Genomic DNA, 24,383 nt, shown 5'->3' with positions numbered 1-24,383 from the left:
GCGTACTCTGCGTGTTCCTACACTGGGTTCAGGTCATGAGTGCCAGCGCCAAGCCCCGGCTCGCTGGCCGGCAACCCTCCAACCGCGGTGGGGTGCCCCGGGTGAGGACCTGGCTGTCCGGCAAGAGGCCGGATTGCAAGCGCGGCCCGCAGTGCTTCGAGCATGCCGGGCCCATGTCAAAGGAGCCTTGAAATGTCCAACGGATGGTCCTTCGAAACCCGCCAGATCCACGTCGGCCAGGAGCCGGACAGCGCTACCGGCGCCCGCGCCCTCCCGATCTACCAGACCACGTCCTTTGTGTTCCCCAGCGCGGAAAGTGCCGCCAACCGCTTCGCCCTGGCCGAACTGGCTCCCATCTATACCAGGATTGGCAATCCCACACAGGAGGCCGTGGAACAGCGGATCGCCAGCCTTGAAGGCGGCCTGGGGGCACTGCTGCTGAGCTCCGGGCAGGCCGCGGAGACGTTCGCCATCCTGAACATCGCCGAGGCGGGGGACCACATCGTGGCCAGCCCCAGCCTCTACGGCGGCACGTATAACCTCTTCGCGCACACCCTGAAGAAGTTCGGCATCTCGGTCACCTTTGTGGCGGACCCGGACAACCTGGACCAGTGGCGCGACGCGGTGCAGCCCAACACCAAGCTCTTCTTCGGCGAAGTAGTTTCCAACCCGCGGCAGGACGTCCTCGACATTGAAGGCGTGTCCCAGGTTGCCCATGAGGCCGGCGTGCCGCTGATCGTGGACAACACCCTGTCCACTCCGTACCTGATCCGCCCGCTCGAATGGGGCGCGGACATCGTGGTGCACTCGGCCACCAAGTACCTGGGCGGGCATGGTTCTGCCATCGCCGGCGTCATTGTGGACTCCGGGAAGTTCGATTTTGGCAAAGACCCGGAGAAGTTCCCGGGTTTCAACACTCCGGACCCCACCTACAACGGGCTGGTCTACGCCCGCGACCTTGGCGCCGAGGGAGCACTGGGCGCCAACCTCTCCTACATCCTCAAGGCCCGTGTCCAGCTCTTGCGCGACCTGGGTTCGGCGGTGTCGCCCTTCAACGCCTTCCTCATTGCCCAGGGCCTGGAGACATTGAGCCTGAGGGTGGAACGTCACGTGGCCAATGCCACGGAAGTTGCGCGCTGGCTGGAAGGAAGGGACGACGTCGAATCCGTCGCCTACGCGGGCCTGCCCTCCAGCCCCTGGTACGAACGGGGCCGGAAGTACGGACCCAAGGGGACCGGTGCCATCGTCTCGTTCAACCTGGCCGGCGGGGCCGAGGCGGGCAAGCGCTTCGTGGACGCGCTGGAACTGCACTCCCATGTTGCCAACATCGGCGACGTCCGCTCCCTGGTGATCCATCCGGCGTCGACCACCCACAGCCAGCTCTCGCCGGAACAGCAGGCAGTCGCGGGCGTCACGCCCGGCCTGGTGCGCCTTTCCGTGGGAATCGAGCACATCGATGACATCCTGGCTGACCTCGAAGCCGGCTTCCGCGCGGCCAAGGAGGCCAGCGGCGCCTGACCACAGGCACCAACGTCGCCTGACCACAGGCACCAACGTCGCCGGACCACGGGCACCAGCGGCGCCCGACGATGGCCACAGCGGCGGCAAGCCGGCAAGTCACAACCAGTCACACTCTTGGCGGCAGGCGGGGGCTGTTTCGTACACTCAATGCAGGTCATGAGTGCCAGTGACAGCCCCGGCTTGCTGGCCGGCAACCCTCCTTCCGCGGTGGGGTGCCCCGGGTGAAGACCTGGCCTGCCGGTCAGACGACGGCAGGCAAGCGCGTAGAAGAGGTCTTGCCATGACGGTTACCGTCACCCGTACCACCGTCCCCGAACACGGGATTGTCCGCTATGCCTCCATCGGGGATTTGAAGCTGGAAGGCGGCGGCTACCTGCCGGATGTCACCCTGGCCTACGAAACTTGGGGCACGCTCAACGCGGACGGCAGCAACGCTGTCCTGATCGAGCACGCGCTCACCGGCAGCACGCACGTGACCCGCGGCGACACCACCGAAGAAGGCTGGTGGGAGCAGCTCGCCGGCCCCGGCGCTCCGGTGGACACCGACCGGTTCTTCGTTGTCTCCATCAACATTGTGGGCGGCTGTTACGGGTCCACCGGGCCGTCCTCGCCGGCACCCGACGGCAAGCCGTGGGGCTCCCGTTTTCCGCTGGTGACCCTCCGGGACAGCACCGTTGCGGAGGCCCGGCTGGCGGACCAACTGGGTATCAGCAGCTGGTTCGCGGTGCTGGGCGGGTCCATGGGCGGCGCCCGCGCGCTGGAATGGGCCGTGACGTATCCGGAACGCGTGCAGCGCTGCGCGGTGATTTCCGTGGGGGCCGCGAGCACCGCTGAGCAGATCGCCTTCGCCCAGGCGCAGACGCTCGCCATCCGCCAGGACGCCAACTTCAATGGCGGCGACTACTACGGCGGCCCACTCCCGGAGGCGGGCCTGGCCCTGGCCCGGCGCATAGCCCACATCACGTACCGCTCACCGGGGGAGCTGGACGGCCGCTTCGGCCGGACACACCAGGCCCCGGAATCGCCGCTCCAGGGCGAGCAGCTCGCGTTGCGCGGCCGGTACCAGGTGGAGAGCTACCTGGACCATCAGGGCACCAAACTGGTCCAGCGGTTTGACGCCAACAGCTACATCGCCATTACCGAAGCGCTGATGAGCCACGATGTCTGCCGCGGCCGCGGGCCGCTTGAGCAGACCCTGTCCCGTGCCGGTGCGCGCTTCTTCGTGGCTGCCGTGGATTCGGACCGGCTCTACTTCCCGTCCCAGTCCCTCGAACTGGCCCGCGCGCTCCCAGGGGACGTGGAGGTCCACTTCATCGAGGCACCTATCGGGCACGACGGATTCCTCACTGAAATCGGCCAACTGGGCGACCAGCTCCGGGTGCACCTCTCGGCATAACCGGCCTGCCATCCACAGGATGTGCATAAATGCAGATAGGCTCTGCAGGATTCGCCGTTGAGCTCTACGGATTGGCGGACGATACTCATTTGGACCCGGCGGCGCGTGGCCAAAATCACACGTACCCGCCTTAGCCTGTCCCAGTGGCGTCGAAGAGGACGCCGAAGGAGTTCATTAATGAGTACGGAAAAGTCCGCCGCACAACGGTCCGGGGAAACCGATGTCAAGGCGTCAGGCCTGCGAAAAGTTGTAGCAGCCTCCATGGCCGGAACGGTGGTGGAGTGGTATGAGTTCTTCCTGTACGCCTCAGCAGCCACTTTGGTGTTCGGGAAGATGTTCTTCCCCAATTCCGGAACCGAGCTGGACGGCATCATTGCGGCATTCGTCACGTACGCCGTCGGCTTCGTTGCCCGGCCTGTAGGCGGCATTGTCTTCGGCCACTTCGGGGACAAGTTCGGCCGGAAGCAGCTCCTGCAGCTGAGCATCATCCTCGTAGGCGTGGCCACCTTCCTGATGGGCTGCCTGCCAGGTTTCGCCCAGATCGGTTACTGGGCTCCGGCGGCACTGGTGTTCCTGCGCTTCGTCCAAGGATTCGCCGTAGGTGGCGAATGGGGCGGGGCTGTTCTACTCGTCGCCGAGCACAGCCCCAACAAGTCGCGCGGGTTCTGGTCCAGCTGGCCGCAATCCGCCGTCCCGATGGGCAACCTGCTAGCCACCGGCGTGCTGTTTATCCTGTCCTCCACCCTTTCGCAGGAGGCGTTCCTCGGCTGGGGCTGGCGCGTGGCCTTCTGGCTCTCGGCAGTGATCGTCGTTATCGGCTACTACATCCGCACCAAGGTCCAGGATGCCCCCATCTTCCTGGAAGCGCGCAGGGAGGTCACGGAAGAGAAAAAGGGTTACGGCGTGGCCGAGGTCTTCCGCCGTTACCCGAGGGGTGTCTTCACCGCCATGGGCCTGCGTTTTGCCGAGAACATCCTCTATTACCTCGTGGTGACTTTCTCAATCACCTACCTGAAGGTCGTTGTCCAGACCGACACCTCCCGCATCCTGCTGCTGCTGCTCGTGGCCCACTTCATTCACTTCTGTGCGGTCCCGCTTGTTGGAAAAATGTCTGATGCCTTCGGCCGCCGCCCGGTCTACATGGCGGGAGCTGTCCTGGGCGGAACGTGGGGCTTCTTCGCGTTCCCCATGATGGACACCGCCAACGACCTCGTCATCCTGGCCGCGATCACCATCGGCCTGCTGTTCCACGCACTCATGTACGCCGGGCAGCCCTCCATCATGGCTGAAATGTTCCCCACCAGGATGCGGTATTCGGGCGTTTCGCTCGGCTACCAGGTGACCTCGATCGTGGCCGGTTCGCTGGCACCGATCATCGCCAGCTCGCTGCTGGGCAGCTTCAAGTCCTCCACGCCGGTGGCGCTGTACCTGCTGGGTGCCTGCATCGTCACAGCGGTCTCTGTCCTCTTCCTGAGGGAAACCCGCGGAATCTCGCTGCGGGACGTCGACGCCGCGGACGCCCAGGGCACGGCTGACCTTCTCGCGGCCACCAAGAAGTAGTCCTCGCGGAACATTAAGACGGAAATGGCAGCTGCCCGGACCGGACGTCCCCGCCGATCCGGGCAGCTGCCTGCCCCCAATTTCAAGGTAAGGAACCTCATGCGAGCAGCCGTCCTTTATTCCACCGTTCCCGCCGGCACCAGTTACGGCGAAGCGCAGCCGCTGGTGGTCCAGGAGCTCAGCCGTCCCGAACCCCGGGCCGGCGAACTGGGCGTCACTGTCGCCTACTCCAGCCTGTGCCACTCGGACCTGTCGGTAGTGGACGGTTCCCGCGTCAGGCCGCTTCCCATGGCGCTGGGCCACGAGGCCGTGGGACGGGTCGCCTCTGTAGGCGAAGGCGTCACGGACGTATCCGTGGGGGACCACGTGGTCCTCGTGTTCGTCCCGAGTTGCGGTTCCTGCCGTGCGTGTCTTGCGGGGCGGCCCGCCCTGTGCCACCGCGCGGCCGAGGTCAACGGTTCCGGCGACCTTTTGCATGGCGAGGCCCTGCTGCGCACTCCCGAGGGGGAGCGGATCAATCACCATCTGGGGGTTTCGGCGTTCGCGGATTATGCCGTGGTGGCCCGTGAATCGGTAGTGGTGATCGACGACGACGTCCCCGACACCATCGCGGCGATGTTTGGTTGCGCCGTGCTCACCGGGATGGGAGCCGTCCTCAACACCGCGGCGGTTCAACCAGGTCAGTCCGTAGCCGTTTTCGGCCTCGGGGCCGTGGGGCTTTCGGCAGTCATGGCTGCGGCGCTCGCAGGCGCCTCAGCGGTCATAGCCATCGACCCCAACACCAGCAAGCACGGGCTCGCCATGAAGTGCGGTTCAACAGCCGTGGGAACTCCCGACGACGCTGCCCGGCTGATCGCGGAAGCTGCAGGTGATGGCGTGGATACGGCCGTAGAAGCTGTCGGCTCAGCCCGGGTCATCGCGTCCTGCCTCGAGCACGTGACCCGTGGGGGCGCCGTGGTCTCGGTAGGGCTGCCGCATCCGACGGCGGAACTGACGGTGCCTGCGCTCCAGTTTGCCGGAGCGGGCAAGCGGCTGCTGGGCTCGTACATGGGCGATGCCGTACCGAACCGGGATATCCCCCTCTACCTGGGGTACTGGCGCGAAGGCCGGCTGCCCGTTGAGCTGCTGCACACCGACACCAGGCCCCTTGCCGAGATCAACGAGGGCCTCGACGCACTCGCCGCAGGGCAGGTGGTGAGGCGCCTTTTCCAGGCCTGACAATGTGCTGCGGGTGACAGGGGCTAAGCTGCCAGAAGATCCTGCCGTTCCGCCACTTCCTCCTTCAGCGCAGCAATCACGGCCTGAACCCGGGCGGACCGCAGCGATTCCGGCCGGGCCACGGCCCAGACGGGAATCTGGCGCTGGAATGCGTCCGGGAGCACCGGAACAAATTCCGGACTCTGCGCCACCATAAAGTTCGGAAGCAGTCCTATCCCGCCGCCGCGGCGTACCGCCTCCACCTGGGCAAAGATGCTGGTCGCCTGGAAGCTGGATTTCGGCACCGGAAGCTGCGAGGACCGGTGGCCCAGTTCGGCAACCTGGAGTGCCGACTCAACGTAAGAGACGAAGCCGTGCTGCCCCACGCCGTCGGGCGTTTCCGGCAAACCCCGCTCCTTGGCGTAGGCGGGGCTTGCGTAAAGCCGCAGGAAGTAGTTGGTCAGGAAGATTGCCTGGGCATTGCTCACGTCCGTGCGGCCCACCACCACTTCCAGGTCCACGCCGGAGCGGTTCTGGCTGACCTTGCGTGTGGCGCTGAGCATCTCCACATTCAGCAACGGGTGCCGCTGCTGGAGACGGACCAGCGCAGGAGTCACGAACTCGGCGCCGAAACCGTCAGAGGTGCTGATGCGCACCATGCCGGACACGGCGTCCCGGTCCTGGCCCACAACGGCGGCCAAAGAACCGAGCGTTTCCTCGATCGTTTCCGCCGCGGCCACGGCCGACGCGCCAAGCTCCGTCAGCTCCCACCCGTGCGGGCTACGCTCCAGCGTGCGGCCGCCCAGTTGCTTGTCGAGGGCAAGGATTCTCCGCGAGATGGTGGTGTGCGTGGTGCCCATCGTTTCGGCGACGGCATTGAAGCGGCCCAGCCGGGCCACCGTGAGCAGAATGAGCAAGTCGTCCGGACTTGGAAGCCGCGCCACCCCGTGTCCCTTCATTCCGTGTGCATCAATGCACATACCGTCTGTGATTTTTCCCCTTGATTGCACTGTAGCAGGGTGTGATGGTGGACACAGACCTTCCGGCTGCTCCCGGCCGGAGGCACAGCAAAGGAGCTTGGGCGATGGCAGTAATCGGTTGGATCGGTTTGGGAAACATGGGCGGATCCATGTCGGCGAACCTCGCAAAAGCGGGGCACGACGTCCGCGGATTCGACCTCAACCCGGCTGCCCTCGCCGCTGCGGAGGCCGAAGGGGTAAAGCCGGCGGGAGGCATCGCGGAGGCAGTCACCGGCGCGGACGCCGTGTTCACCATGCTTCCCAAAGGCGAGCACGTAAAGGCCGTCTACCTGGGAGTGGACGGCGTGCTGGCACACGCCGATGCACGCACGCTCCTGGTGGATTCCTCCACCATTGACATTGCCGCAGCAAAGGAACTGCACGACGCCGCCGCTGCCGCCGGCTTCCGCTTCGTGGACGCCCCTGTCTCAGGCGGGATGAGCGGCGCCAAGGCAGGGACACTGACGTTCATGGTGGGCGGTGAACCGGAGGCCGTGTCTGAGGCCACCACGTACATCGGGCCGATGGCCGCCAACATCATTCCCACCGGCGGAGCCACCACCGGCCAAGCGGCCAAGATCTGCAACAACCTGATGCTCCTGATCAACCTGGCTTCCACGGCCGAGGGTGCAGTGCTGGCGGACCGGCTGGGCCTGGACAAGAAGGTGTTCTGGGACATCGCCTCCGTGTCGTCCGGGGACAGCTGGGCCCTGCGCACCTGGTACCCCGTTCCCGGCGTGGTCCCCACCGCCGCATCCAACAACGACTTTGCTCCCACGTTTACTGCCGAGCTGGCGAACAAGGACATTGGCCTGGCCATCAGCGCTGCGGAAGACACCGGCACGCCGCTCGAAATCGGCAGGCACGTTCAGCGGCTCTACCAGCGCCTTATCGACGCGGGCGAGTCCGGCAAGGACTGCTCCATGATCATCAAGCTCGCCGACGGTTCCCTGGATTCAGCAAAGTAGAAGAGAGACTTCCATGCAAACCATTCCGCATTACATCAACGGCAGCCGGGTTGCCGACGCCGAGCGCTTCGGCCCCGTCTTCAACCCCGCCACCGGGGAGCAAGAGAAGCAGGTGGCCCTGGCTTCCGCGGCCCGCGTAGAGGAAGCCATCGCCGCGGCCAAGGCGGCGCTGCCGGCCTGGCGGGCAACGAGCCTGGCCAAGCGGACCAATATCTTTTTCCGGGTCCGGGAAATCCTGACCCAGCGCAAGGCCGAACTGGCCGCCATCCTGACCAGCGAACACGGCAAGGTACTTTCCGACGCCGAAGGCGAGATCTCCCGCGGCCTCGAGAACATCGAGTTCGCCACCGGACTGTCCCATATGCTCAAGGGCGAACGCTCGGAGCAGGTCTCCAGCGGCGTGGACGTCCACTCCGTCCGGCAGCCGGTGGGCGTGGTCGCCTGCATCACCCCGTTCAATTTTCCGGCCATGGTGCCACTGTGGATGATCGGCAGCGCCTTGGCCTGCGGCAATACCGTGCTCCTGAAGCCCAGCGAAAAGGATCCGTCCTCAGCGGTGTTCATCGCGGAAGTCTTCGCGGAGGCAGGCCTGCCTGCCGGCGTACTGAACGTGGTCCAGGGCGACAAGGAGGCGGTGGACGTCCTGCTCGAACACCGCGACGTCAAAGCTGTCAGCTTCGTTGGCTCGACGCCCATCGCGCAGTCGATCTACAAGCGGGCCGCGGACCACGGCAAGCGGGTCCAGGCCCTGGGCGGGGCGAAGAACCACATGGTGGTGCTGCCTGACGCGGACCTGGACATGGCCGCGGACGCCGCCATCTCGGCCGCGTACGGCTCGGCGGGTGAGCGCTGCATGGCGGTCAGCGTGCTCGTCGCCGTCGGGAGCATCGCCGACGACCTCGTCGCCGCCATCAAGGGCCGGATGGCCACCCTGAAGATCGGCCCGGGCACCGACCCGGCGTCGCAGATGGGCCCGCTGATCACTGCTGAACACCGGGACAAGGTGGCCTCGTATGTGGCTGGTGCTGAAAACGAGGGCGCCACCGTGGTGGTGGACGGCCGCGAACAGCAGTTTGATTCAAACGGGTTCTTCATCGGAGTCAGCCTGGTGGACCACGTGAAGCCGGGCATGAGGGTGTACGACGACGAAATCTTCGGCCCGGTCCTGTCCGTGGTGCGGGTGGATACCTACAGTGACGCCGTCAGCCTGGTCAACGACAACGAGTTCGGCAATGGGGTTGCCATCTTCACCCGCGACGGCGGTGCCGCACGCCAGTTCGAGTTCGACGTCGAAGCAGGCATGGTCGGCGTCAACGTGCCCATTCCGGTTCCCGTGGGCACCTTCTCGTTCGGCGGCTGGAAGAACTCGCTGTTCGGCGACACCCACATGTACGGGCCGGACAGTATCCGGTTCTACACCCGCGGCAAAGTGGTCACCACACGGTGGCCGGACCCGGCAACGTCCGTCATCGACCTGGGCTTCCCGCAAGTGGATTAATGACGTTTTCAAAGGGCAACGCGAGGTCACTTCCGGCCCGAAGATCCGGAGTTATCGGGCATCTAGTGACCCCGCGTTGCTTTTGGTAAGAGGGCTTAGCCGTTCATTATGTCGCTGCGGCGGCTCATGTACTCCTCCATGGAGAGCTCGCCGTTGCTGTACTGCTGATCCAGTTCGGCGAGCTTGCGCGCGCGGTAGCCTTGCGGGGCCGACGGCGGCGGGGGAGTTGCGGGGGCAGCAGGCTGCTGCGGGGCTTCTTCGCGCTGCCCGTAAGGCGGGAACTGCTGGCCCATCGGCGGGACCGGCGGGATCGGCTGGACCGGCGGCAGCGGCTCGCCCGGGAGCGGCTGCGGCCGGTCAAGCTGCCGGAATCCGCCGCCGAAGTAGTCCTGCTGGGTGAAACCGTCCCGGGGTTGATTGCTCTGCGGGCCATTGGAGCCGGGATACATCCCGCCGCCGGGAAACTGGTCCGGGTAGCGTCCGGAGAAGCTTTGTTCGTGGTTCCTGCGGGCGACGGACTTCCGGTACATCCGCATGGCCATCGGGATCAGAAATGACAAAATGATGATCCAGAAAAACAAGTTGCTCACGGTGCCGTGCCTCTCATTGGTGTCCTTCCAGCTTAAGCCCCGGACTCCAGGCGGATGGTGGGAAGCCCTATAAAGGCGCTGTACCTGTCCACGGCGTCCTGCACGGCCGCGGCCAGGGCAGACCCGGGAGTTTCAGCCCGCGAGAGCCGGATATCGAGCTCGCAGCGGCCCGGGAACAGCGTGTGCCGCCACGAGCCGGCCATCCGCCCGTCCAGCAGCACCACATGCATCGGCTCGCCCTGGAAGGGGAAGGCCGGCGCGCCGCCGCCCATGTAGTGCCGCGTGGCGGAATAGCCCATCACGTACTCGTCGTAGCACTGGATCAGGTCGATCCGGGGGCGGGGTTCCGAGGTACTTTCGGCTTCCCCGTCGCTGCCACCGGGACGATCGGCGGCGTAATAGTGCACGACGCCGTCAATTGCCGTTTCAGCCAGGGCTTCCGGATGTGCCTCGCTAGCAAGTTGCAGGCCCTTCCGGACGTCCGTCATGGTCAGCCCGGACCAGTCGGCGCAGTCCTTGACAGTCGCCGGGCCGCGGCTGGTGAAGTAGCGGCGAGCAAGTTCCGCCGAAGCTTCCGGCCGGGTCAACCCGGGGCTGGCGGGGACCCGTTCGTCAAAGAGCGCGTACGTCTGTTTCAGTGCCCCGCCCGGGCTGCGCACGGGCGTGCCGCTGGCCAGGACGCCGCTGATTTCGGCGTGCATGATCAGGTAAGCGAGCTCCAGGCCCTTAGCCGGGAACCCGGCGTCGTGAAGCCTTACTGCCAGTCCGTCCCGGGTCAGATGGTTGCCGCCTGACACCGCGCTGCCCAGGACTTCCGCGCCACGGGCGGCCGCAGCCGCGTCAATACCCGTACGGCGATAGGTGGCTGCGTTGATTTGTTCCAGCCGTGGCTCGGAGAGTGCACGGAGCCAGCGGAGATCGTCCCGGTGGACAAAATGCCAGGTGGGCCGCAGGATGTGTGTCCGCAGGATCCGGCCGTCCGCCACCGCCTGCTCGATGTCCGCCGCGCCGGCGGGGACGGCTCCGGCGTCCCCGGTCGCGGCCCCCACGCGCTGGACCAGACTCCATCTGGCATAGGGAAACTCCTGCGCCTGCACCGCCAGCAGTGACTGCAGGGCGGCTTCCGGCGAGGCAGCACCGGGCCCGCGAAGCATCTGGGACCGCAGCCGCAGCCGCACCACATCGCGCGGTTCCATGTCCACCACGCTACTCAACTGCGCGCCCCGCCGGCCGCCATCACTACGCTAGCGCCGGGCAGCCTCGGTGGTTCCCAACGGACCCTCGCCCGAACCCAACGGAACACCCGGGCCGAACACAGGTCCCGGCGTCGGCCGTTTTGGCATGATGCCGTCCCCGGAGGACTGGTGCCGCAGGCGCCGCAGCACCCAGGGCACAAAGTATTCGCGGGCCCACACAAGGTCGCCGGACCGGGCCTCGCGCCAGGTCCGCGACGGCAGCGGCTTGGGCTGCAGCGGTTCCAGGGTGTGGTCAATGTTCAGGGAATCCAGGACCATCGCCGCGATGGTGTGGTGGCCCAGCGGGGAGAAGTGCAGCCGGTCCACATCCCACATCTGCGGATCGTTGAGCTGGCGCAGGGACCACATGTCGGCAATGATGGCGTCGTGCCGGGCCGCCACCGTCCGCAGGTTCTCGTTATAAATGGCCACCTTGCTGCGGATCCTGCCCAGCACCGAGGACCCCGTATCAGGGCCGTTGAACAGAACCACTGTGGCGCCGTCCATGGCCAGCAACTGGACCACTGAATCGAGCTTCTCGGCCAGCGCATCGGGGTCGCCGCCCGGGCGCAGCAGGTCGTTACCGCCCGCGGACAGTGTCACCAGGTCCGGCTTCAGCGCCAGGCACGGTGCGAGTTGCTGGTCCACGATCTGCTGCAGCAGCCGGCCGCGCACTGCCAGGTTCGCGTAGGCGAAGTCGGGCTTGGTGCGGCCCAGTTCCTCCGCCACCCGGTCCGCCCAGCCGCGGTAGCCGCCGGGGCTTGAGGGCTCGGGGTCGCCGATGCCCTCTGTAAAGGAATCGCCCATGGCCACATACCGGGTCCAGGGGTGGGATCCGGCCGGGGCAGTGGACGTTGGGATGCTGGTTGTATCAGTCACGGTCCTATCCTGCCTTCCGTTTCGCGGGCTACGCGAACGTAAGTTGTTACCTTTGGGTAACTGTAAGAATGGAAACCATGACTGAAGCCGAAGTATTTCCTGCCCCTGTTGTTCTGTGGTCCCATCCTGAGGACCAGCGCGACGGCAAGCCGCTGCTGGTGCTCCTGCACGGTTACGGCGCCAACGAACAGGACCTGCTCAGTCTGGCCGACCTGCTGCCGGAGGACTTCACCGTTGCATCGGTCCGGGCACCGATCGCCATGGGCCCCGGCTTCACCTGGTTCCCGCTCACCGCATCCATCGACTACTCGCTGGACCGGGTCAAGGCCGCTTCGTCCTATGTGCTCGACTGGATCGACGCCATCCGGGTGGGGCACCCGTCGGTGACCCTGCTCGGCTTCTCAATGGGAATGGCCATGGCCACCACGCTCCTGCGGCAGCGGCCCGCTGACTTCGCCGCCGTCGTCGGACTCTCAGGCTTTGTGGTGGACGCCGGGGACGATCCTTCGTTCAAGGACGACGAACTGGACGGCACCATCCCCCTGTTCTGGGGACGGGACCAGCAGGACCCCGTGATCACCCCCGACAAGATCGAATACACCATGGGCTGGGTCCGCAAGCACGTCAAGCTCACCAAGGTGCTGTACACGGGCATGTGGCACGGAATCAACCAGCAGGAGATCGGGCACGTGTCCGAGTTCCTCACGCACGAGGTACTCAAGAAGTAGGAGTACGACGGCGGGCGGCGGCTCAGGCAGTAGGCCCGCCGGGCGCCGGGATGCGGAGCCGGTCAGGCCTCCGGCGCGACCACCTTCACCGTCTGGTTGTTCACGGTGACAGTGTCCCCGTTGTGCAGCTGGCGGCCGCGGCGGTCATCGATCTCACCGTTGACCTTAACGAGCCCGTTCTTGATCAGGTCCGCCGCCTCCACGCCGTCCTCCACGAGGTTGGCGAGCTTGAGGAGCTGGCCAAGGCGGATCATGCTGTCGCGGATGGGGACCTCTTCAACGTTGCTCATGAAGCAATAATGCCTGACGTAATGTGGATTCAATGACCTCCACCCACCGCCTGCCCCTGCTCGCAGGCCTGCCGCTGGCGGTGGGCTCGGGCCTTGCCATTCCAGTCCAGGGCCGCATTAACGGTGCGCTGGGAGCCAGGTTGGGCGACGGCATCGCCGCGTCCGTGGTGAGTTTCAGCACAGGCCTGCTGGTGATGATCCTCATCTCCCTGGTCCTGCCGCGCGGCCGCGCCGGCCTGGCCAGCATCCTCCCCGCCGTAAGGAGCAGGGCCTTTCCCCGCATCTATGTCCTGGCCGGCGGCATCGGCGCGCTGTTCGTTTTCGCCCAGTCCTTCACGGTGGGCATCCTCGGCGTTGCCCTCTTCACCGTGGCCACCGTCACCGGCCAGACCGTCAGCGGACTGCTGGTTGACCGGCTGGGCATCGGGCCGGCGGGCAAGAAATCGGTCACGGGGATCCGGATCATCGGCTGTGTGCTGACCATCGCCGCCGTCGCCTGGGCCGTTTCGCCGCGGTTCACAGGGGCCGCGGCGGCAGGCGGCACGGGATCAGGTGCACCCGACGCCGGTCCGTCGGCCCTGCTGCTTCCCCTCCTCCTGCCCGTGCTGGCAGGGTTCCTGATGAGCTTCCAGCAGGCAATGAACGGAACGGCCACCATCCATTACGGCACTCCCATCGCCGCCACGCTGGTCAACTTCGTTGCCGGCGGCCTGGTGCTGTGGACGGCCTACGGCATCAAGCTGGCCGTGGCCGGGCCGGGCAACCCGCTGCCGGGGGAGTGGTGGTACTACGTGGGCGGGCCCATGGGCTGTGTGTTCATCGGGCTGGGCGCGCTGCTGGTCCGCAGCCTGGGCGTGCTGGTCACTGGCCTTGGCATGATCGCCGGCCAGCTGCTGGGCTCGCTGGCGCTGGACGTGATCCTCCCGGCGCCGGGAACCGTGGTGGCGCCGGCCACCGTGCTGGGCACCATCCTCACCCTTGCCGCCATCGTCCTGGCGACCCTGCCCTGGCCGCGGGGAGCGTTCCGCAGGTAGGCACCGGTAGGCTAGGACACGCAGCTTTCACGCATCTTTCCTTCATCCGCCCCTCCCGGCAGCCACTGGTGCACACCTGTGGCGCACCGGGGCCTGAAAACCGCGGACCGCACCCAGCGGCCCTGTAGAAATTGGAGTTACCCCCATGGCAGCAAAATCCGTTCTCGACCAGGTCATTTCCCTCTCCAAGCGGAGGGGCTTTGTGTTCCAGGCCGGTGAGATCTACGGAGGTTCGCGTTCTGCCTGGGACTACGGGCCCCTCGGCGCCGAACTGAAGGAAAACATCAAGCGCCAGTGGTGGCAGTCCATGGTCCGCGGCCGCGAGGACGTGGTGGGCCTGGACTCCTCGGTCATCCTGCCGCGCCAGGTATGGGAAGCCTCCGGCCACGTGGAGGTCTTCTCCGACCCCCTGGTGGAGTGCCTGTCCTGCCACAAGCGCTACCGCGCAGACCACCTCGAGGAAGAGTACGAAGAGAAGAAGGGCCGCGCCGCCGAGAACGGCCTGAAGGACATCGCCTGCGCCAACTGCGGCACCCGGGGCCAGTGGACCGAACCCCAGGAATTCTCCGGCCTGCTCAAGACGTTCCTGGGCCCGGTGGCCAGCGAAGAGGGCATGCACTACCTGCGCCCGGAAACGGCCCAGGGCATCTTCGTGAACTTCAACAACGTGCTCACCACTTCCCGCAAGAAGCCGCCGTTCGGCATCGGCCAGATCGGCAAGTCCTTCCGCAACGAGATCACGCCCGGCAACTTCATCTTCCGCACCCGTGAGTTCGAGCAGATGGAAATGGAGTTCTTCGTCGAGCCCGGCACCGATGAGGAATGGCACCAGTACTGGATGAAGGAGCGCATGTCCTGGTACACCGGCCTGGGCATCCGCGAGGAAAACCTGCGCTTCTTCGAGCACCCGCAGGAAAAGCTGAGCCACTACTCCAAGGGAACCACGGACATCGAGTACCGCTTCGGCTTCCAGGGCTCCGAGTGGGGCGAGCTGGAAGGCATCGCCAACCGCACCGACTTTGACCTCTCCACCCACGCCAAGGCCTCCGGCACGGACCTGAGCTACTTCAACCAGGCCACCAACGAGCGCTACACCCCGTACGTCATCGAGCCCGCCGCCGGCCTGACCCGGTCCTTTATGGCGTTCCTGGTGGATGCCTACACCGAGGACGAGGCACCCAACGCCAAGGGCGGCGTGGACGTCCGCACCGTGCTGAAGCTGGATCCGCGCCTGGCCCCGGTCAAGGCCGCCGTGCTCCCGCTGAGCCGCAACGAGGACCTGTCTCCGAAGGCCAAGGACCTGGGAGCGCAGCTGCGGAAGAACTGGAACATCGACTTCGACGACGCCGGCGCCATCGGCCGCCGCTACCGCCGGCAGGACGAAATCGGCACCCCGTTCTGCATCACCGTGGACTTCGACACCCTCGAGGACCAGGCCGTGACCATCCGCGAGCGGGACACCATGAGCCAGGAACGCGTCTCCCTGGACAAGGTGGAAGGCTACCTGGCCGCACGCCTGATCGGGGCCTGAGCATGGCCATCGAATACCGCGAATGGCGCGAGGGGGACGACCTCGCCCTCCTGGAGATCTGGGGCGGTCCGGAGACCCATCAGGCAGGTCAGTTCCGCGGCGCCCTGGCCATATCCTCCGACGGGTCCGGCATGCCGTGGCGGCGCTGCATCGTGGCTGAGGACGTCATCGACGGCGTCGGCATTCCCGTCGCAGCAGGCGTGGTCTATGAGGCGGCGCTGCACCCCGAGCGACTCTGGACCTACATCGAAGTGGCGCGGGACCACCGCCGCAGCGGCATCGGTGCCACGCTCCTGACCATGCTGCGCCGCGAATCCGAACAGTCGCCGTCGGGCGTTTCGAAGCTCCGCGCCAAGGTGGAGCCGGGCACCCCCGGCGCCGCCTTCGCCGAACACTTCGGCCTGACCCCGATCCAGCGTTCGCGGCTGGTGGTGGTGGAACCGGGCGCCCTGCGCCTTCCGGTGTTCCCGGCCAAGGACGACGGCGGACCGGCCAACGACGAAAACGCCGGTTCTGACGTGGTGATGGACCTGGCCACCGGCTCTGTGGAATTGACGGACGTTGTGGGCCGGTACTACACAGCCATCCACGACTGGGATTCCCCGGGAGTGCTGTCCGTGGGCCAGGTGCAGAAACTGTTCCTGGACGACCTCACGGGAGCCCACGGCGCCATCGTGCTGCGCGCACAGCCGGAGTCTGCGTTCGGTGCCGGGGTTGCGCCCAGTAAGAAGGGCCGGATCCGGGCCTTTGCCGTCAGCTACGCCGCGCCGTCCGATCCTGACGCCGCCCCAGGTGCGGAGAGCGCCGGGCAGGGAGCGCCCACGGACGTGTTCGTTGGCCATGAGCCGGCGCTTGCCCGGGAAGACGCCGCCGAGGCTGTCCGCGACATGCTGTCCCTGATCGCGTACCAGCACCCGGTGATGCTGGAACTGGACGACTCCATGACGGCCTTGCGTGCCGCCGTCGAGCCCCTGCTGGAAAGCGGCAAGGCCCGCCACGCCGGCCCGGAGACCTGGGTGGTCTCGGACTAAGCCGCCCGGCCACCCAACTGGGTAGCGCCAAGTGTCGTTTTGATTCATCAAAACGACACTTGGCGCTACCTACTTGGGCAACTTTCCGCGGGAAGTACGACGGCGGCGCGTCAGCACGTCTTCGGCGTCCAGCAGCTGCCGCTCGGCTTCGGTCGGGGCGCCGCCGCCCAGGTCGGCAGGCATCCACCATGCGCCCGGCGGAACGGGCAGGGGAAAGTCCGCGATGCACACATCGATCCCCGCCTGCAGCCGGGCGCGCAGTTCAGCCGTGGCCATTTCGGCGTCAACGCCCGGCCCCACCTCCAGCGGTGCACCCACATGGATCCGGACCGGTGCACGCCAGGCTGAGTGCAGTGACAACCCATGGCCCCTCGTCAGCAGACGGTGGGCGCCCCACACGGAAACCGGAATAACAGGGACGCCAGCCTCCGCGGCCATCCTGGCAGCGCCGGTTTTGCACTCCCTGACCTTGAAGCTCCGGCTCACACCGGCCTCCGGGAACACTGCCAGATATTCACCGCTCCACAGCTTGGCGACCGCCTCGTCAAGGGCGCCGGCGCGTTCCGTGTATCCCACCACCACGCTGCTGGTGGCACTGATGACCGGGCCGGCGAGCCAGTGGTCGGCCGCGCCCTGATGGATCATAAACCGCAGCCGGGCACGCGCATGCTTCCACAGGATGAGTTCCACCGGAGCGAAGTCCAGGAAGCCGAAGTGCGTGATGGCAAAGACCGCACCGCTGCCGGGCGTCCGAGCCCGGGCGGTTCCCTGGCGCGGCCCGGGTGCCGGAAGATGCTCCATGCCCGTGGCAATGATCCTGATCCGGAAAGCCCACCGGAGGAACAGGCCAATGCAGATCAGCAACCGGTAGAAACGGTCACTCGGCTGGGGGCGCCAGGGCATGGAGTTCCTTTCGTTCGTGACGCCGGTGCAGGCAGGGCGGACAGGGTGCTTACAGGGTCACCTGCACGGACGATTCCGGCAGCAGCTGGTTGAATCCGCGCGGCAGGGCCACATCCGTCCCCGCCGCTTCGTTGAAGGCCTTCAACACAAACCCGGTGGAGAGCGTGTGCCACAGCCTGATCTTGCGGAGCATAAAGTGCCCGGCACCCTTCAGCGCCACGTACTGCATCGAGGCGGCACCGGCCGCCGCGCGCCGTGCAAACGCGAGCGACGCCGACGGGCTGGTCCAACGGTCGAAGGTCCCATGGACGATCAGCACCTTCTTGGCCGCCACCCCGGAGACCGGCGTACCAGGGCTGAGCCACGGGGCCAGGGCCACCACGGCTGCAACCTGCGGGTGGTCCGCGGCGCAGACGGCCGTCAGCCCGCCCATCGAATGGCCCACCAGGAACACGGGAACGTCCGGGTGCTGGCTGCTGATCTGCTTGAGGGCCCAGCGGGCGTCCTGGAGGGGAGTCATATCCTCCCCGTTCCAGCCCCGCACGCTGTTTCGAAGGGACCACACGGCAAGCCCGTGCTGCCGGCCTGCCCGGTGGAGATGCCGGGCGAAAGGCACCATCCGCGCGGGGCTCAGGTGCCGGGCCTCCACCGGCTCGCGGCTGTGGGACTTTCCTCCGTGCAGCACCAGGGCAATGCCCAGGGTGGGACCCGACGACGGCAGCACGCTGAGCACGGGCTGGTGCAGCATTCCCGCGGCTGCTCCAGCCGCGTTCAGGCCGTCATTTTCCTCAGTCCTGCGGTTGGCCATGCCCGGTTCCTCCCAGTTCTGCCGATCCATTTATCAACCCTACGGTGCCGGACGTAGAGTTCAACGTATGAGGTTCTACTGCTGATGGGGTCCGGACACTCCCACGCTTCTACAGACCATTCGGAGCCGACACCAGAGGCGATTGCCGCCAGGCGGCGGGCAAACCGGATCCTGGCCGCAGTGTTGATCCCACTGACCCTGCTGACGCTTGCCGGGATGGCGATGCTGTGGCCCTCGGGAAGCAAGGAAGGCGTTTCCCTGGCCAACCCTTATTCGGCGGCCCCGGGCGTCACCTTCGACACGGGAACCATCCAGAGCGTGGCGGTCGAGAACTGCATGCAGGGCGTCAGCCAGCAGAACCAGGCCCAAAGCCAGCAGGGCCAGCCCCAGCAGGGACAGGCCCAGCAAGGACAGGGGGCCGACTGTACGTTTGCCTTCACCGAACCGGACAAGGGCGGCAGCCCGGTGAAGGTGGTCATCAACCCGGACGTAGCCAAGTCCCACGGCGTCAAGCCCGGAGACCAGATCCGCTACCTGAACCTGTCCAACGCACAAGGTGCCTCCGCCTCACAGGGTTCGCCCGCCTACATCTTCGTGGACTTCGTCCGGACCCTCCCGATCGTCCTGCTCGCGCTGCTGTACGCGGCGGTGGTGATTGCCGTCGCGCGCTGGCGCGGCCTGCGTGCCCTGATCGGACTGGTCGGCGCCTACTTCGTGCTGGCCAGCTTTATGCTGCCTGGACTGGTGGAAGGGAAACCGCCGCTGCTGCTTGCACTGGTGGGATCCACCGTGATTATGATCGGGGTCCTGTACTTCGCCCACGGATTCTCCGCGCGCACCTCCACGGCACTCCTGGGCACCATCTTCGGCCTGGCCATCACAGCCCTGCTGGCAGCCTGGGCCACGGGTGCTGCCAATCTCGCGGGCGTGGGCAACCATGACGCCACCACCCTGATGAACACCTCGGCCAATATCTCCATCTCGGGCGTGATCCTGTGCGGGCTCATCATCTCCGGCCTCGGTGTCCTTAACGACGTGACCATCACACAGTCCTCGGCCGTCTGGGAACTGTACGAACTTGCACCGCAGAGCAGCGCGCGGAAGCTGTTCACCTCGGCCATGAGGATCGGCCGCGATCACATCGCTTCCACCGTGTACACCATCGCGTTCGCCTACGCCGGCGCCGCCCTGCCGATCCTCATCATCGTGATGCTCTACGACCGCCCGCTCGCGGACACGCTCACCAGCGCGGAACTCTCCGAAGAGGTCATCCGCACCCTGGTGGGTTCCATCGGCCTGGTCCTGGCCATCCCGGTCACCACGTTGATCGCGGTGCTGGTGGTGAAGGCTACAGGGTCACAGGCGGCGGAGCCGCAGGTGGCCGGCATACGCGCAGCAGACGACGGCGGACGGGCGCCGGCCGGGGAACAGGCAGCCACGCACGCGATGACGCGGTCCGCCGTCAACCCTGACGACCTCCCCGATACCGGTACGCTCGCGGCCGCAGCTTTCCAGACCCGCCGGGGCCGCAGGGCCGCCGAGCGGGACTGACAGAGGGCCGAAAGTACCACCGACAATCCACGATTTGCCCGGCTTTGCAACAATGGACAGGTGACTGTTGCAGCAACTCCTCCCGCCCCCAAGCTGGAACTCCCGCCCCTGAAGCTGGGCCCCATCACCGTGGACACCCCGGTGATCCTGGCGCCCATGGCCGGCATCACCAACTCGGCGTTCCGCCGTTTGTGCCGCGAGTACGGCGGCGGTATGTACGTAGCGGAGATGGTTACGTCCCGTGCCCTCGTGGAGCGCACCCCTGAATCCCTGCGCATCATCTCCCATGACGACGACGAAAAGGTCCGCTCCGTCCAGCTCTACGGTGTGGACCCCGGCACTGTCGGCGCGGCCGTGCGGATGCTCGTTGAGGAGAACCGCGCGGACCACATCGACCTGAACTTCGGCTGCCCCGTCCCCAAGGTGACCCGGCGCGGCGGCGGCTCCGCCCTGCCCTGGAAGATCGACCTCTTCACCTCCATCGTGCAGACTGCCGTCAAGGAAGCTTCCAAGGGCAACGTCCCGCTGACCATCAAGATGCGCAAGGGCATCGACGAGGACCACCTCACGTACCTCGACGCCGGCCGCATCGCCCGCGATTCAGGTGTGGCCGCCGTCGCCCTTCACGGCCGGACCGCCGCCCAGTTCTACTCGGGACAGGCCGACTGGTCGGCCATCGCCCGCCTGCGCGATGCCCTGCCCGACATTCCGGTGCTGGGCAACGGCGACATCTGGTCCGCCGAGGACGCGGTCCGCATGGTCCGCGAAACGGGGGTTGACGGCGTGGTGGTGGGTCGCGGCTGCCAGGGCCGGCCCTGGCTGTTCGGCGACCTCCAGGCCGCCTTCGAAGGCAGCGACACCCGCTTCCGGCCCAACCTGCGCCAGGTGGCCGAGGGCGTCTACCGGCACGCGGAACTGATGGTGGAGACCTTCGGTGACGAGGGCAAGGCGCTGCGCGAGATCCGCAAGCACATCGCCTGGTACTTCAAGGGATATGTGGTGGGCGGTGAACTGCGTACCCGCCTGGCGCTGGTGACCAGCCTCCAGGTCCTGCGCGACACTTTGGCCGAACTGGACCTGGAATCCCCGTATCCCGGCGTAGACGCCGAGGGTCCGCGCGGCCGTGCGGGGTCCCCCAAGAGGCCGGCCCTGCCCAAGGACTGGCTGGAGTCCCGTGCACTGAATGCGGCGCAGTCCGCCGATATCTCCGCAGCAGAACTGGACGTTTCCGGTGGCTGAGACGCGCACCGCCGCACCCGTGCTGCCGGGCTATGACAGCAACGATTCCGCCCGCTGGGTGGAGGAGCCCACCAAGAACGTCTACCGTTCGGACTTCGAGCGGGACCGCGCCCGGGTGCTGCATTCCTCCGCGCTGCGCAGGCTTGGCGCCAAGACCCAGGTGGTAGCTCCGGACACTGACGACTTTGTCCGGACCCGGCTCACACACAGCCTCGAGGTGGCCCAGGTGGGCCGCGAGTTGGGCCGGGCCCTGGGCTGCGACCCGGATGTTGTGGACACCGCCTGCCTCAGCCACGACCTCGGCCACCCGCCGTTCGGGCACAACGGGGAATCGGCGCTGAACGAGGTGGCGCACGCCATTGGCGGTTTCGAAGGCAACGCCCAGACACTGCGCCTCCTGACCCGGCTCGAGCCCAAGGTCCTCGCCCCCGACGGCCAGCCGGCCGGACTCAACCTGACCAGGGCAAGCCTGGACGCGGCGTCGAAGTACCCCTGGTCCGCACTGGAAGCACCCGTGATCCACGGCCAGCGCACCAGCAAGTTCGGCGCCTACGAGGACGACCTCCCCATCTTCAACTGGATCCGGGAGGGCGCCCCGGAACGCCGGTCCTGCCTGGAAGCCCAGGTGATGGACCTGGCCGATGACATCTCCTATTCCGTGCACGACGTTGAGGACGCCATCGTAGCCGGCCACTTCCAGCTCCGCTGGATGGACAACCCGGACCACCGCGCCCGCGTGGTTGGCTACGCCAAGCAGTGGTACCTGCCGCACAATGATCCCGCCGCAATCGATGCCGCCTTGGCCCGGCTTGAGGCCACGGACGTGTGGGTGCGGGAAGCGGACGGCAGCCGCAAATCCATGGCCGCCCTGAAGAACATGACCAGCCAGCTGATCGGCCGCTTCTGCCAGAGCGCCCTGGAGACCACCCGCGCCGTTTACGGTCCGGAGAACCTGACCCGCTACAACGCCCAGCTCATGGTTCCGGACGAGACGGTGATGGAGATCGCCGTGATGAAGGGCCTGGCCACCACCTTCGTGATGACCACCGAGCACCGCCAGCCCATCTACGAGCGGCAGCGCGAGGTGCTCCACGCGCTGGTGACGGCCCTGAGCGCCACCGGGGACCGCCATCTCGAGCCGATGTTCGCTGCTGACTGGCGGGACGCGCCCGACGACGGCGCGCGCCTTCGCGTGGTCATCGACCAGGTGGCGTCGCTCACCGACGGATCGGCCCTGGCAATGTACGAACGCCTGGTGGGGAGCCTGCCGTCGCTGTGGTGAGGGCCGCCACAGGGTTGCGGCCGCCGTCGTACCCCGGGACCGGATGGTCAGTACCCGGGGCTAGGATTGCTCTGTGGCTGGGCTGATCAAACGTGAAGATATCGACGAAGTACGCCAGCGCACGGACATCAAGGAAGTGGTTGACGGCTACGTCACGCTCAAGGGCGCCGGGCTGGGTACCTTCAAGGGGTTGTGCCCCTTCCATGACGAGCGCTCGCCGTCCTTCACCGTCCGCCCGCAGGTAGGCCGCTACCACTGCTTCGGCTGCGGCGAAGATGGCGACGTTATTGCCTTTGTGCAGAAGCAGGACCACAGCTCCTTTCAGGAAGCCGTGGAGAAGCTCGCTGCCAGGATCGGCTACGAGCTGCGCTATGAGGACGGCGGCACCGGCCCCAACCGCGAGGAAGTGGGGCGCCGGCAGCGGCTGCTGGACGCCCACAAGATCGCGGACGAATTCTTCCGGGCGCAGCTGCTGACCCCTGGCGCCGCAGAGGCCCGCACCTTCCTGCACGGGCGCGGGTTCGATCGTGCCGCCGCCGAGCAGTTCGGCGTGGGCTACGCTCCGCAGGGCTGGGATGCGCTGCTCAAGCACCTCCGCGGCCGCGGTTTTACGGACGCCGAACTGAAGCTCACGGGGATGTTTTCCGAAGGAAACCGGGGTATCTACGACCGTTTCCGCGGCCGCCTGATCTGGCCCATCCGGGACATCGCGGGGGACACCATCGGCTTCGGCGCCCGCAAGCTCTACGAGGACGACCAGGGCCCCAAATACCTCAACACCCCCGAGACCACCCTGTACAAAAAATCCCAGGTGCTCTATGGGATCGATCTCGCCAAACGGAGCATCGCCAAGGACCGGCAGCTGGTGGTGGTGGAGGGCTACACCGACGTTATGGCGTGCCACCTGGCGGGAATTCCGACGGCGGTGGCCACCTGCGGAACGGCGTTCGGCACCGAGCACATCAAGATCGCCCGCAGGTTGCTCTCCGACGACGGCACCGGGGGAGAGGTCATCTTCACGTTCGACGGCGACGCCGCCGGCCAGAAGGCGGCCCTGCGCGCCTTCGAGGAGGACCAGCGGTTCACCGCACAGACCTACGTTGCCGTGGAACCCACCGGGGCGGATCCGTGCGACCTGCGCCAAAGCAAAGGCGACGAGGCGGTCCACGCCCTGGTGCAGTCCCGGCGGCCGCTGTTTGAGTTCGCCATCCGCACCACCCTTAAGCAGTTCAACCTGGACACCGTGGAGGGCCGCGTGCAGGGCCTGAAAGCCTCCGTCCCCGTGGTTGCCGCGATCCGCGACGCGTCCACCCGTACGGGCTATTGCCAGGCCCTGACCGGGTGGCTGGGCATGCCGGACCCCAACGAGGTGCTGCGCCTGGTTACCGCGGCGGTAAAGCGGGGCGACCAAGGCGGCCCCGCCGCCTCCGGCCCCGGGGCTGCCTCCCGCCCCGCCCAACCGGGCGGACCCGGCGTAGCTGCAGGGCCGCCGTCGGGCGCTGTGCCCTCCTTCCACCGGCCGGACCCGCGGGACCCCGTGGCCTCCATGGAGCGCCAGGCGCTGGAAGTGGCCCTCCAGGAACCCGCCCTGCTGGCCGGCGGAGTGTGGGACCGCTTCGCCGCCGCCCGTTTCGCCACCCCTGCCTTCCAGGCCGTCCACGATGCCATGCGTGCCACCGGTCCGGGCCTCACCGTTGATCCGGTGCGCTGGGTGGAGCACGTGATGGAGGAAGTTCCGGAACCGCTGCGGGCCCTGGTCTCCGAGCTGGCGGTGGTGCCGCTGCCGGCAAATACTGAGGAGGCGGTGCAGAAGTACTGCCGGGACATCCTGTCACGGCTGTTCGAGCTGCAGATCACCAGGGTCAAGGCGGACAAGATGGGGCAGCTGCAGCGGCTGGACCCGGCGGCCGACCCTGAAACCTACCAGCGGCTCAACCGGGAGCTGATGATGCTCGAAATGGAACGCCGTGCGCTGCGCGCTGACGCGTAGGAAGGCTCCCATACCCGTAGGGGCCTGCCTCGATTTCGTTTCCACGGCGGGTGTTTGCTAGGCTAATACCCGCTTCAATCCTCCTTAGCTCAATTGGCAGAGCATTCGACTGTTAATCGAAGGGTTGCTGGTT

The 24,383-nt window shown here is 66.6% G+C and carries 21 protein-coding genes and 2 riboswitches; of the genes, 14 read left to right on the top strand and 7 right to left on the bottom strand.

All coding sequences use genetic code 11. The annotated features are described in order from the left end of the window. Positions 1-31 precede the first annotated feature (31 nt). Positions 32-148: riboswitch (SAM riboswitch) on the top strand. Between the two features lie 44 nt (positions 149-192). From QRN11_RS19050 to QRN11_RS19035, 4 genes are all read left to right on the top strand, one after another. Next, positions 193-1,518: a bifunctional o-acetylhomoserine/o-acetylserine sulfhydrylase gene (locus QRN11_RS19050; protein WP_285314063.1), complete on the top strand. Its 1,326-nt coding sequence runs from the start codon at positions 193-195 to the stop codon at positions 1,516-1,518. A 155-nt stretch (positions 1,519-1,673) separates the two neighbouring features. Further along, positions 1,674-1,789, top strand: a riboswitch (SAM riboswitch). Positions 1,790-1,801: 12 nt separating this feature from the next. Beyond that, the gene (gene metX, locus QRN11_RS19045; protein ID WP_285314062.1) at positions 1,802-2,917 is read left to right on the top strand and encodes a homoserine O-acetyltransferase MetX; all 1,116 of its coding nucleotides are present in this window, start codon (positions 1,802-1,804) and stop codon (positions 2,915-2,917) included. A 177-nt stretch (positions 2,918-3,094) separates the two neighbouring features. After that, positions 3,095-4,477 (top strand): MFS transporter, encoded by a 1,383-nt coding sequence (locus QRN11_RS19040; protein ID WP_091418270.1) that lies wholly within the window; start codon positions 3,095-3,097, stop codon positions 4,475-4,477. A 99-nt stretch (positions 4,478-4,576) separates the two neighbouring features. Then, a complete protein-coding gene (locus QRN11_RS19035; RefSeq protein WP_285314061.1) occupies positions 4,577-5,695 on the top strand; it encodes an alcohol dehydrogenase catalytic domain-containing protein in 1,119 nt (372 codons plus the stop codon). A 23-nt stretch (positions 5,696-5,718) separates the two neighbouring features. On the opposite strand, the gene QRN11_RS19030 is transcribed toward QRN11_RS19035, so the two are convergent. Next, positions 5,719-6,618, bottom strand: a complete 900-nt coding sequence (locus tag QRN11_RS19030; protein ID WP_091418268.1) for a LysR family transcriptional regulator — start codon at positions 6,616-6,618, stop codon at positions 5,719-5,721. 140 nt (positions 6,619-6,758) lie between these two features. On the opposite strand from QRN11_RS19030, the gene mmsB reads away from it, so the two are divergent. Together mmsB and QRN11_RS19020 are read left to right on the top strand one after the other, a co-directional pair. Continuing rightward, on the top strand, positions 6,759-7,661 hold the full coding sequence (gene mmsB, locus QRN11_RS19025) for a 3-hydroxyisobutyrate dehydrogenase (RefSeq protein WP_285314060.1): 903 nt from the start codon (positions 6,759-6,761) through the stop codon (positions 7,659-7,661). 13 nt (positions 7,662-7,674) lie between these two features. Beyond that, positions 7,675-9,159: a CoA-acylating methylmalonate-semialdehyde dehydrogenase gene (locus tag QRN11_RS19020; RefSeq protein WP_285314059.1), complete on the top strand. Its 1,485-nt coding sequence runs from the start codon at positions 7,675-7,677 to the stop codon at positions 9,157-9,159. Positions 9,160-9,254: 95 nt separating this feature from the next. On the opposite strand, the gene QRN11_RS19015 is transcribed toward QRN11_RS19020, so the two are convergent. Genes QRN11_RS19015 through QRN11_RS19005 form a run of 3 tightly spaced genes read right to left on the bottom strand, consistent with a single transcriptional unit; the run spans position 9,255 to position 11,791 of the window. After that, positions 9,255-9,749 (bottom strand): hypothetical protein, encoded by a 495-nt coding sequence (locus QRN11_RS19015; protein WP_285314058.1) that lies wholly within the window; start codon positions 9,747-9,749, stop codon positions 9,255-9,257. 32 nt (positions 9,750-9,781) lie between these two features. Beyond that, positions 9,782-10,945, bottom strand: coding sequence for a winged helix DNA-binding domain-containing protein (locus tag QRN11_RS19010; protein WP_285314057.1), 1,164 nt, complete (start codon positions 10,943-10,945; stop codon positions 9,782-9,784). A gap of 48 nt (positions 10,946-10,993) precedes the next feature. Then, complete coding sequence (locus QRN11_RS19005) at positions 10,994-11,791, bottom strand: SGNH/GDSL hydrolase family protein (protein ID WP_285314085.1); 798 nt, start codon at positions 11,789-11,791, stop codon at positions 10,994-10,996. Positions 11,792-11,940: 149 nt separating this feature from the next. Here QRN11_RS19005 and QRN11_RS19000 point away from each other — a divergent pair, with 149 nt between their 5' ends. Then, the gene (locus tag QRN11_RS19000) at positions 11,941-12,591 is read left to right on the top strand and encodes an alpha/beta hydrolase (RefSeq protein ID WP_285314056.1); all 651 of its coding nucleotides are present in this window, start codon (positions 11,941-11,943) and stop codon (positions 12,589-12,591) included. A gap of 62 nt (positions 12,592-12,653) precedes the next feature. Here QRN11_RS19000 and QRN11_RS18995 read toward each other — a convergent pair whose 3' ends face one another. After that, entirely contained in the window at positions 12,654-12,881 is a 228-nt protein-coding gene (locus QRN11_RS18995) for an RNA-binding S4 domain-containing protein (RefSeq protein WP_142060251.1), read from the bottom strand. A gap of 32 nt (positions 12,882-12,913) precedes the next feature. Here QRN11_RS18995 and QRN11_RS18990 point away from each other — a divergent pair, with 32 nt between their 5' ends. The 3 genes from QRN11_RS18990 (at position 12,914) to QRN11_RS18980 (ending at position 16,477) form a co-directional block, all read left to right on the top strand. Continuing rightward, a complete protein-coding gene (locus QRN11_RS18990; protein ID WP_285314055.1) occupies positions 12,914-13,915 on the top strand; it encodes a DMT family transporter in 1,002 nt (333 codons plus the stop codon). 145 nt (positions 13,916-14,060) lie between these two features. Further along, positions 14,061-15,446: a glycine--tRNA ligase gene (locus QRN11_RS18985; protein WP_285314054.1), complete on the top strand. Its 1,386-nt coding sequence runs from the start codon at positions 14,061-14,063 to the stop codon at positions 15,444-15,446. A 2-nt stretch (positions 15,447-15,448) separates the two neighbouring features. Further along, a complete protein-coding gene (locus QRN11_RS18980; protein WP_285314053.1) occupies positions 15,449-16,477 on the top strand; it encodes a GNAT family N-acetyltransferase in 1,029 nt (342 codons plus the stop codon). 69 nt (positions 16,478-16,546) lie between these two features. On the opposite strand, the gene QRN11_RS18975 is transcribed toward QRN11_RS18980, so the two are convergent. Together QRN11_RS18975 and QRN11_RS18970 are read right to left on the bottom strand one after the other, a co-directional pair. After that, positions 16,547-17,380: a lysophospholipid acyltransferase family protein gene (locus tag QRN11_RS18975; RefSeq protein WP_285314052.1), complete on the bottom strand. Its 834-nt coding sequence runs from the start codon at positions 17,378-17,380 to the stop codon at positions 16,547-16,549. Between the two features lie 49 nt (positions 17,381-17,429). Beyond that, on the bottom strand, positions 17,430-18,188 hold the full coding sequence (locus QRN11_RS18970; protein WP_285314084.1) for an alpha/beta hydrolase: 759 nt from the start codon (positions 18,186-18,188) through the stop codon (positions 17,430-17,432). Between the two features lie 84 nt (positions 18,189-18,272). Between QRN11_RS18970 and QRN11_RS18965 the strand changes: the two genes are divergently transcribed. From QRN11_RS18965 to dnaG, 4 genes are all read left to right on the top strand, one after another. Next, positions 18,273-19,739, top strand: a complete 1,467-nt coding sequence (locus QRN11_RS18965; RefSeq protein ID WP_285314051.1) for a YibE/F family protein — start codon at positions 18,273-18,275, stop codon at positions 19,737-19,739. A gap of 60 nt (positions 19,740-19,799) precedes the next feature. Next, positions 19,800-20,978 carry a tRNA dihydrouridine synthase DusB gene (dusB, locus tag QRN11_RS18960; protein ID WP_285314050.1) on the top strand — a complete coding sequence of 393 codons (1,179 nt, stop codon included), beginning with the start codon at positions 19,800-19,802 and terminating at the stop codon, positions 20,976-20,978. After that, on the top strand, positions 20,971-22,260 hold the full coding sequence (locus tag QRN11_RS18955) for a deoxyguanosinetriphosphate triphosphohydrolase (protein WP_091418243.1): 1,290 nt from the start codon (positions 20,971-20,973) through the stop codon (positions 22,258-22,260). The genes dusB and QRN11_RS18955 overlap by 8 nt, the downstream gene beginning before the upstream one ends. A 73-nt stretch (positions 22,261-22,333) precedes the next feature. Continuing rightward, the gene (gene dnaG / locus QRN11_RS18950; protein WP_285314049.1) at positions 22,334-24,250 is read left to right on the top strand and encodes a DNA primase; all 1,917 of its coding nucleotides are present in this window, start codon (positions 22,334-22,336) and stop codon (positions 24,248-24,250) included. The last annotated feature ends 133 nt before the right edge of the window (positions 24,251-24,383 follow it).

Source organism: Pseudarthrobacter sp. fls2-241-R2A-168, assembly GCF_030209335.1.
In the GTDB taxonomy this organism is placed as follows: Bacteria; Actinomycetota; Actinomycetes; order Actinomycetales; family Micrococcaceae; genus Arthrobacter.
This window is presented reverse-complemented; position numbering and strand designations above follow the sequence as displayed.

Bases quoted from the DNA above. Each gene is read 5' to 3' on its own strand.
- QRN11_RS19000 (WP_285314056.1), top strand. From the start codon at position 11,941: ATGACTGAAGCCGAAGTATTTCCTGCCCCTGTTGTTCTGTGGTCCCAT.
- QRN11_RS19040 (WP_091418270.1), top strand. From the start codon at position 3,095: ATGAGTACGGAAAAGTCCGCCGCACAACGGTCCGGGGAAACCGATGTC.
- QRN11_RS18980 (WP_285314053.1), top strand. From the start codon at position 15,449: ATGGCCATCGAATACCGCGAATGGCGCGAGGGGGACGACCTCGCCCTC.
- QRN11_RS18990 (WP_285314055.1), top strand. From the start codon at position 12,914: ATGACCTCCACCCACCGCCTGCCCCTGCTCGCAGGCCTGCCGCTGGCG.
- QRN11_RS18995 (WP_142060251.1), bottom strand. From the start codon at position 12,881: ATGAGCAACGTTGAAGAGGTCCCCATCCGCGACAGCATGATCCGCCTT.
- QRN11_RS19020 (WP_285314059.1), top strand. From the start codon at position 7,675: ATGCAAACCATTCCGCATTACATCAACGGCAGCCGGGTTGCCGACGCC.
- QRN11_RS18965 (WP_285314051.1), top strand. From the start codon at position 18,273: ATGGGGTCCGGACACTCCCACGCTTCTACAGACCATTCGGAGCCGACA.
- QRN11_RS18975 (WP_285314052.1), bottom strand. From the start codon at position 17,380: ATGCCCTGGCGCCCCCAGCCGAGTGACCGTTTCTACCGGTTGCTGATC.
- QRN11_RS19005 (WP_285314085.1), bottom strand. From the start codon at position 11,791: ATGGGCGATTCCTTTACAGAGGGCATCGGCGACCCCGAGCCCTCAAGC.
- QRN11_RS19050 (WP_285314063.1), top strand. From the start codon at position 193: ATGTCCAACGGATGGTCCTTCGAAACCCGCCAGATCCACGTCGGCCAG.
- QRN11_RS19035 (WP_285314061.1), top strand. From the start codon at position 4,577: ATGCGAGCAGCCGTCCTTTATTCCACCGTTCCCGCCGGCACCAGTTAC.
- QRN11_RS18970 (WP_285314084.1), bottom strand. From the start codon at position 18,188: ATGGCCAACCGCAGGACTGAGGAAAATGACGGCCTGAACGCGGCTGGA.
- metX (WP_285314062.1), top strand. From the start codon at position 1,802: ATGACGGTTACCGTCACCCGTACCACCGTCCCCGAACACGGGATTGTC.
- QRN11_RS19010 (WP_285314057.1), bottom strand. From the start codon at position 10,945: ATGGAACCGCGCGATGTGGTGCGGCTGCGGCTGCGGTCCCAGATGCTT.
- QRN11_RS18985 (WP_285314054.1), top strand. From the start codon at position 14,061: ATGGCAGCAAAATCCGTTCTCGACCAGGTCATTTCCCTCTCCAAGCGG.
- mmsB (WP_285314060.1), top strand. From the start codon at position 6,759: ATGGCAGTAATCGGTTGGATCGGTTTGGGAAACATGGGCGGATCCATG.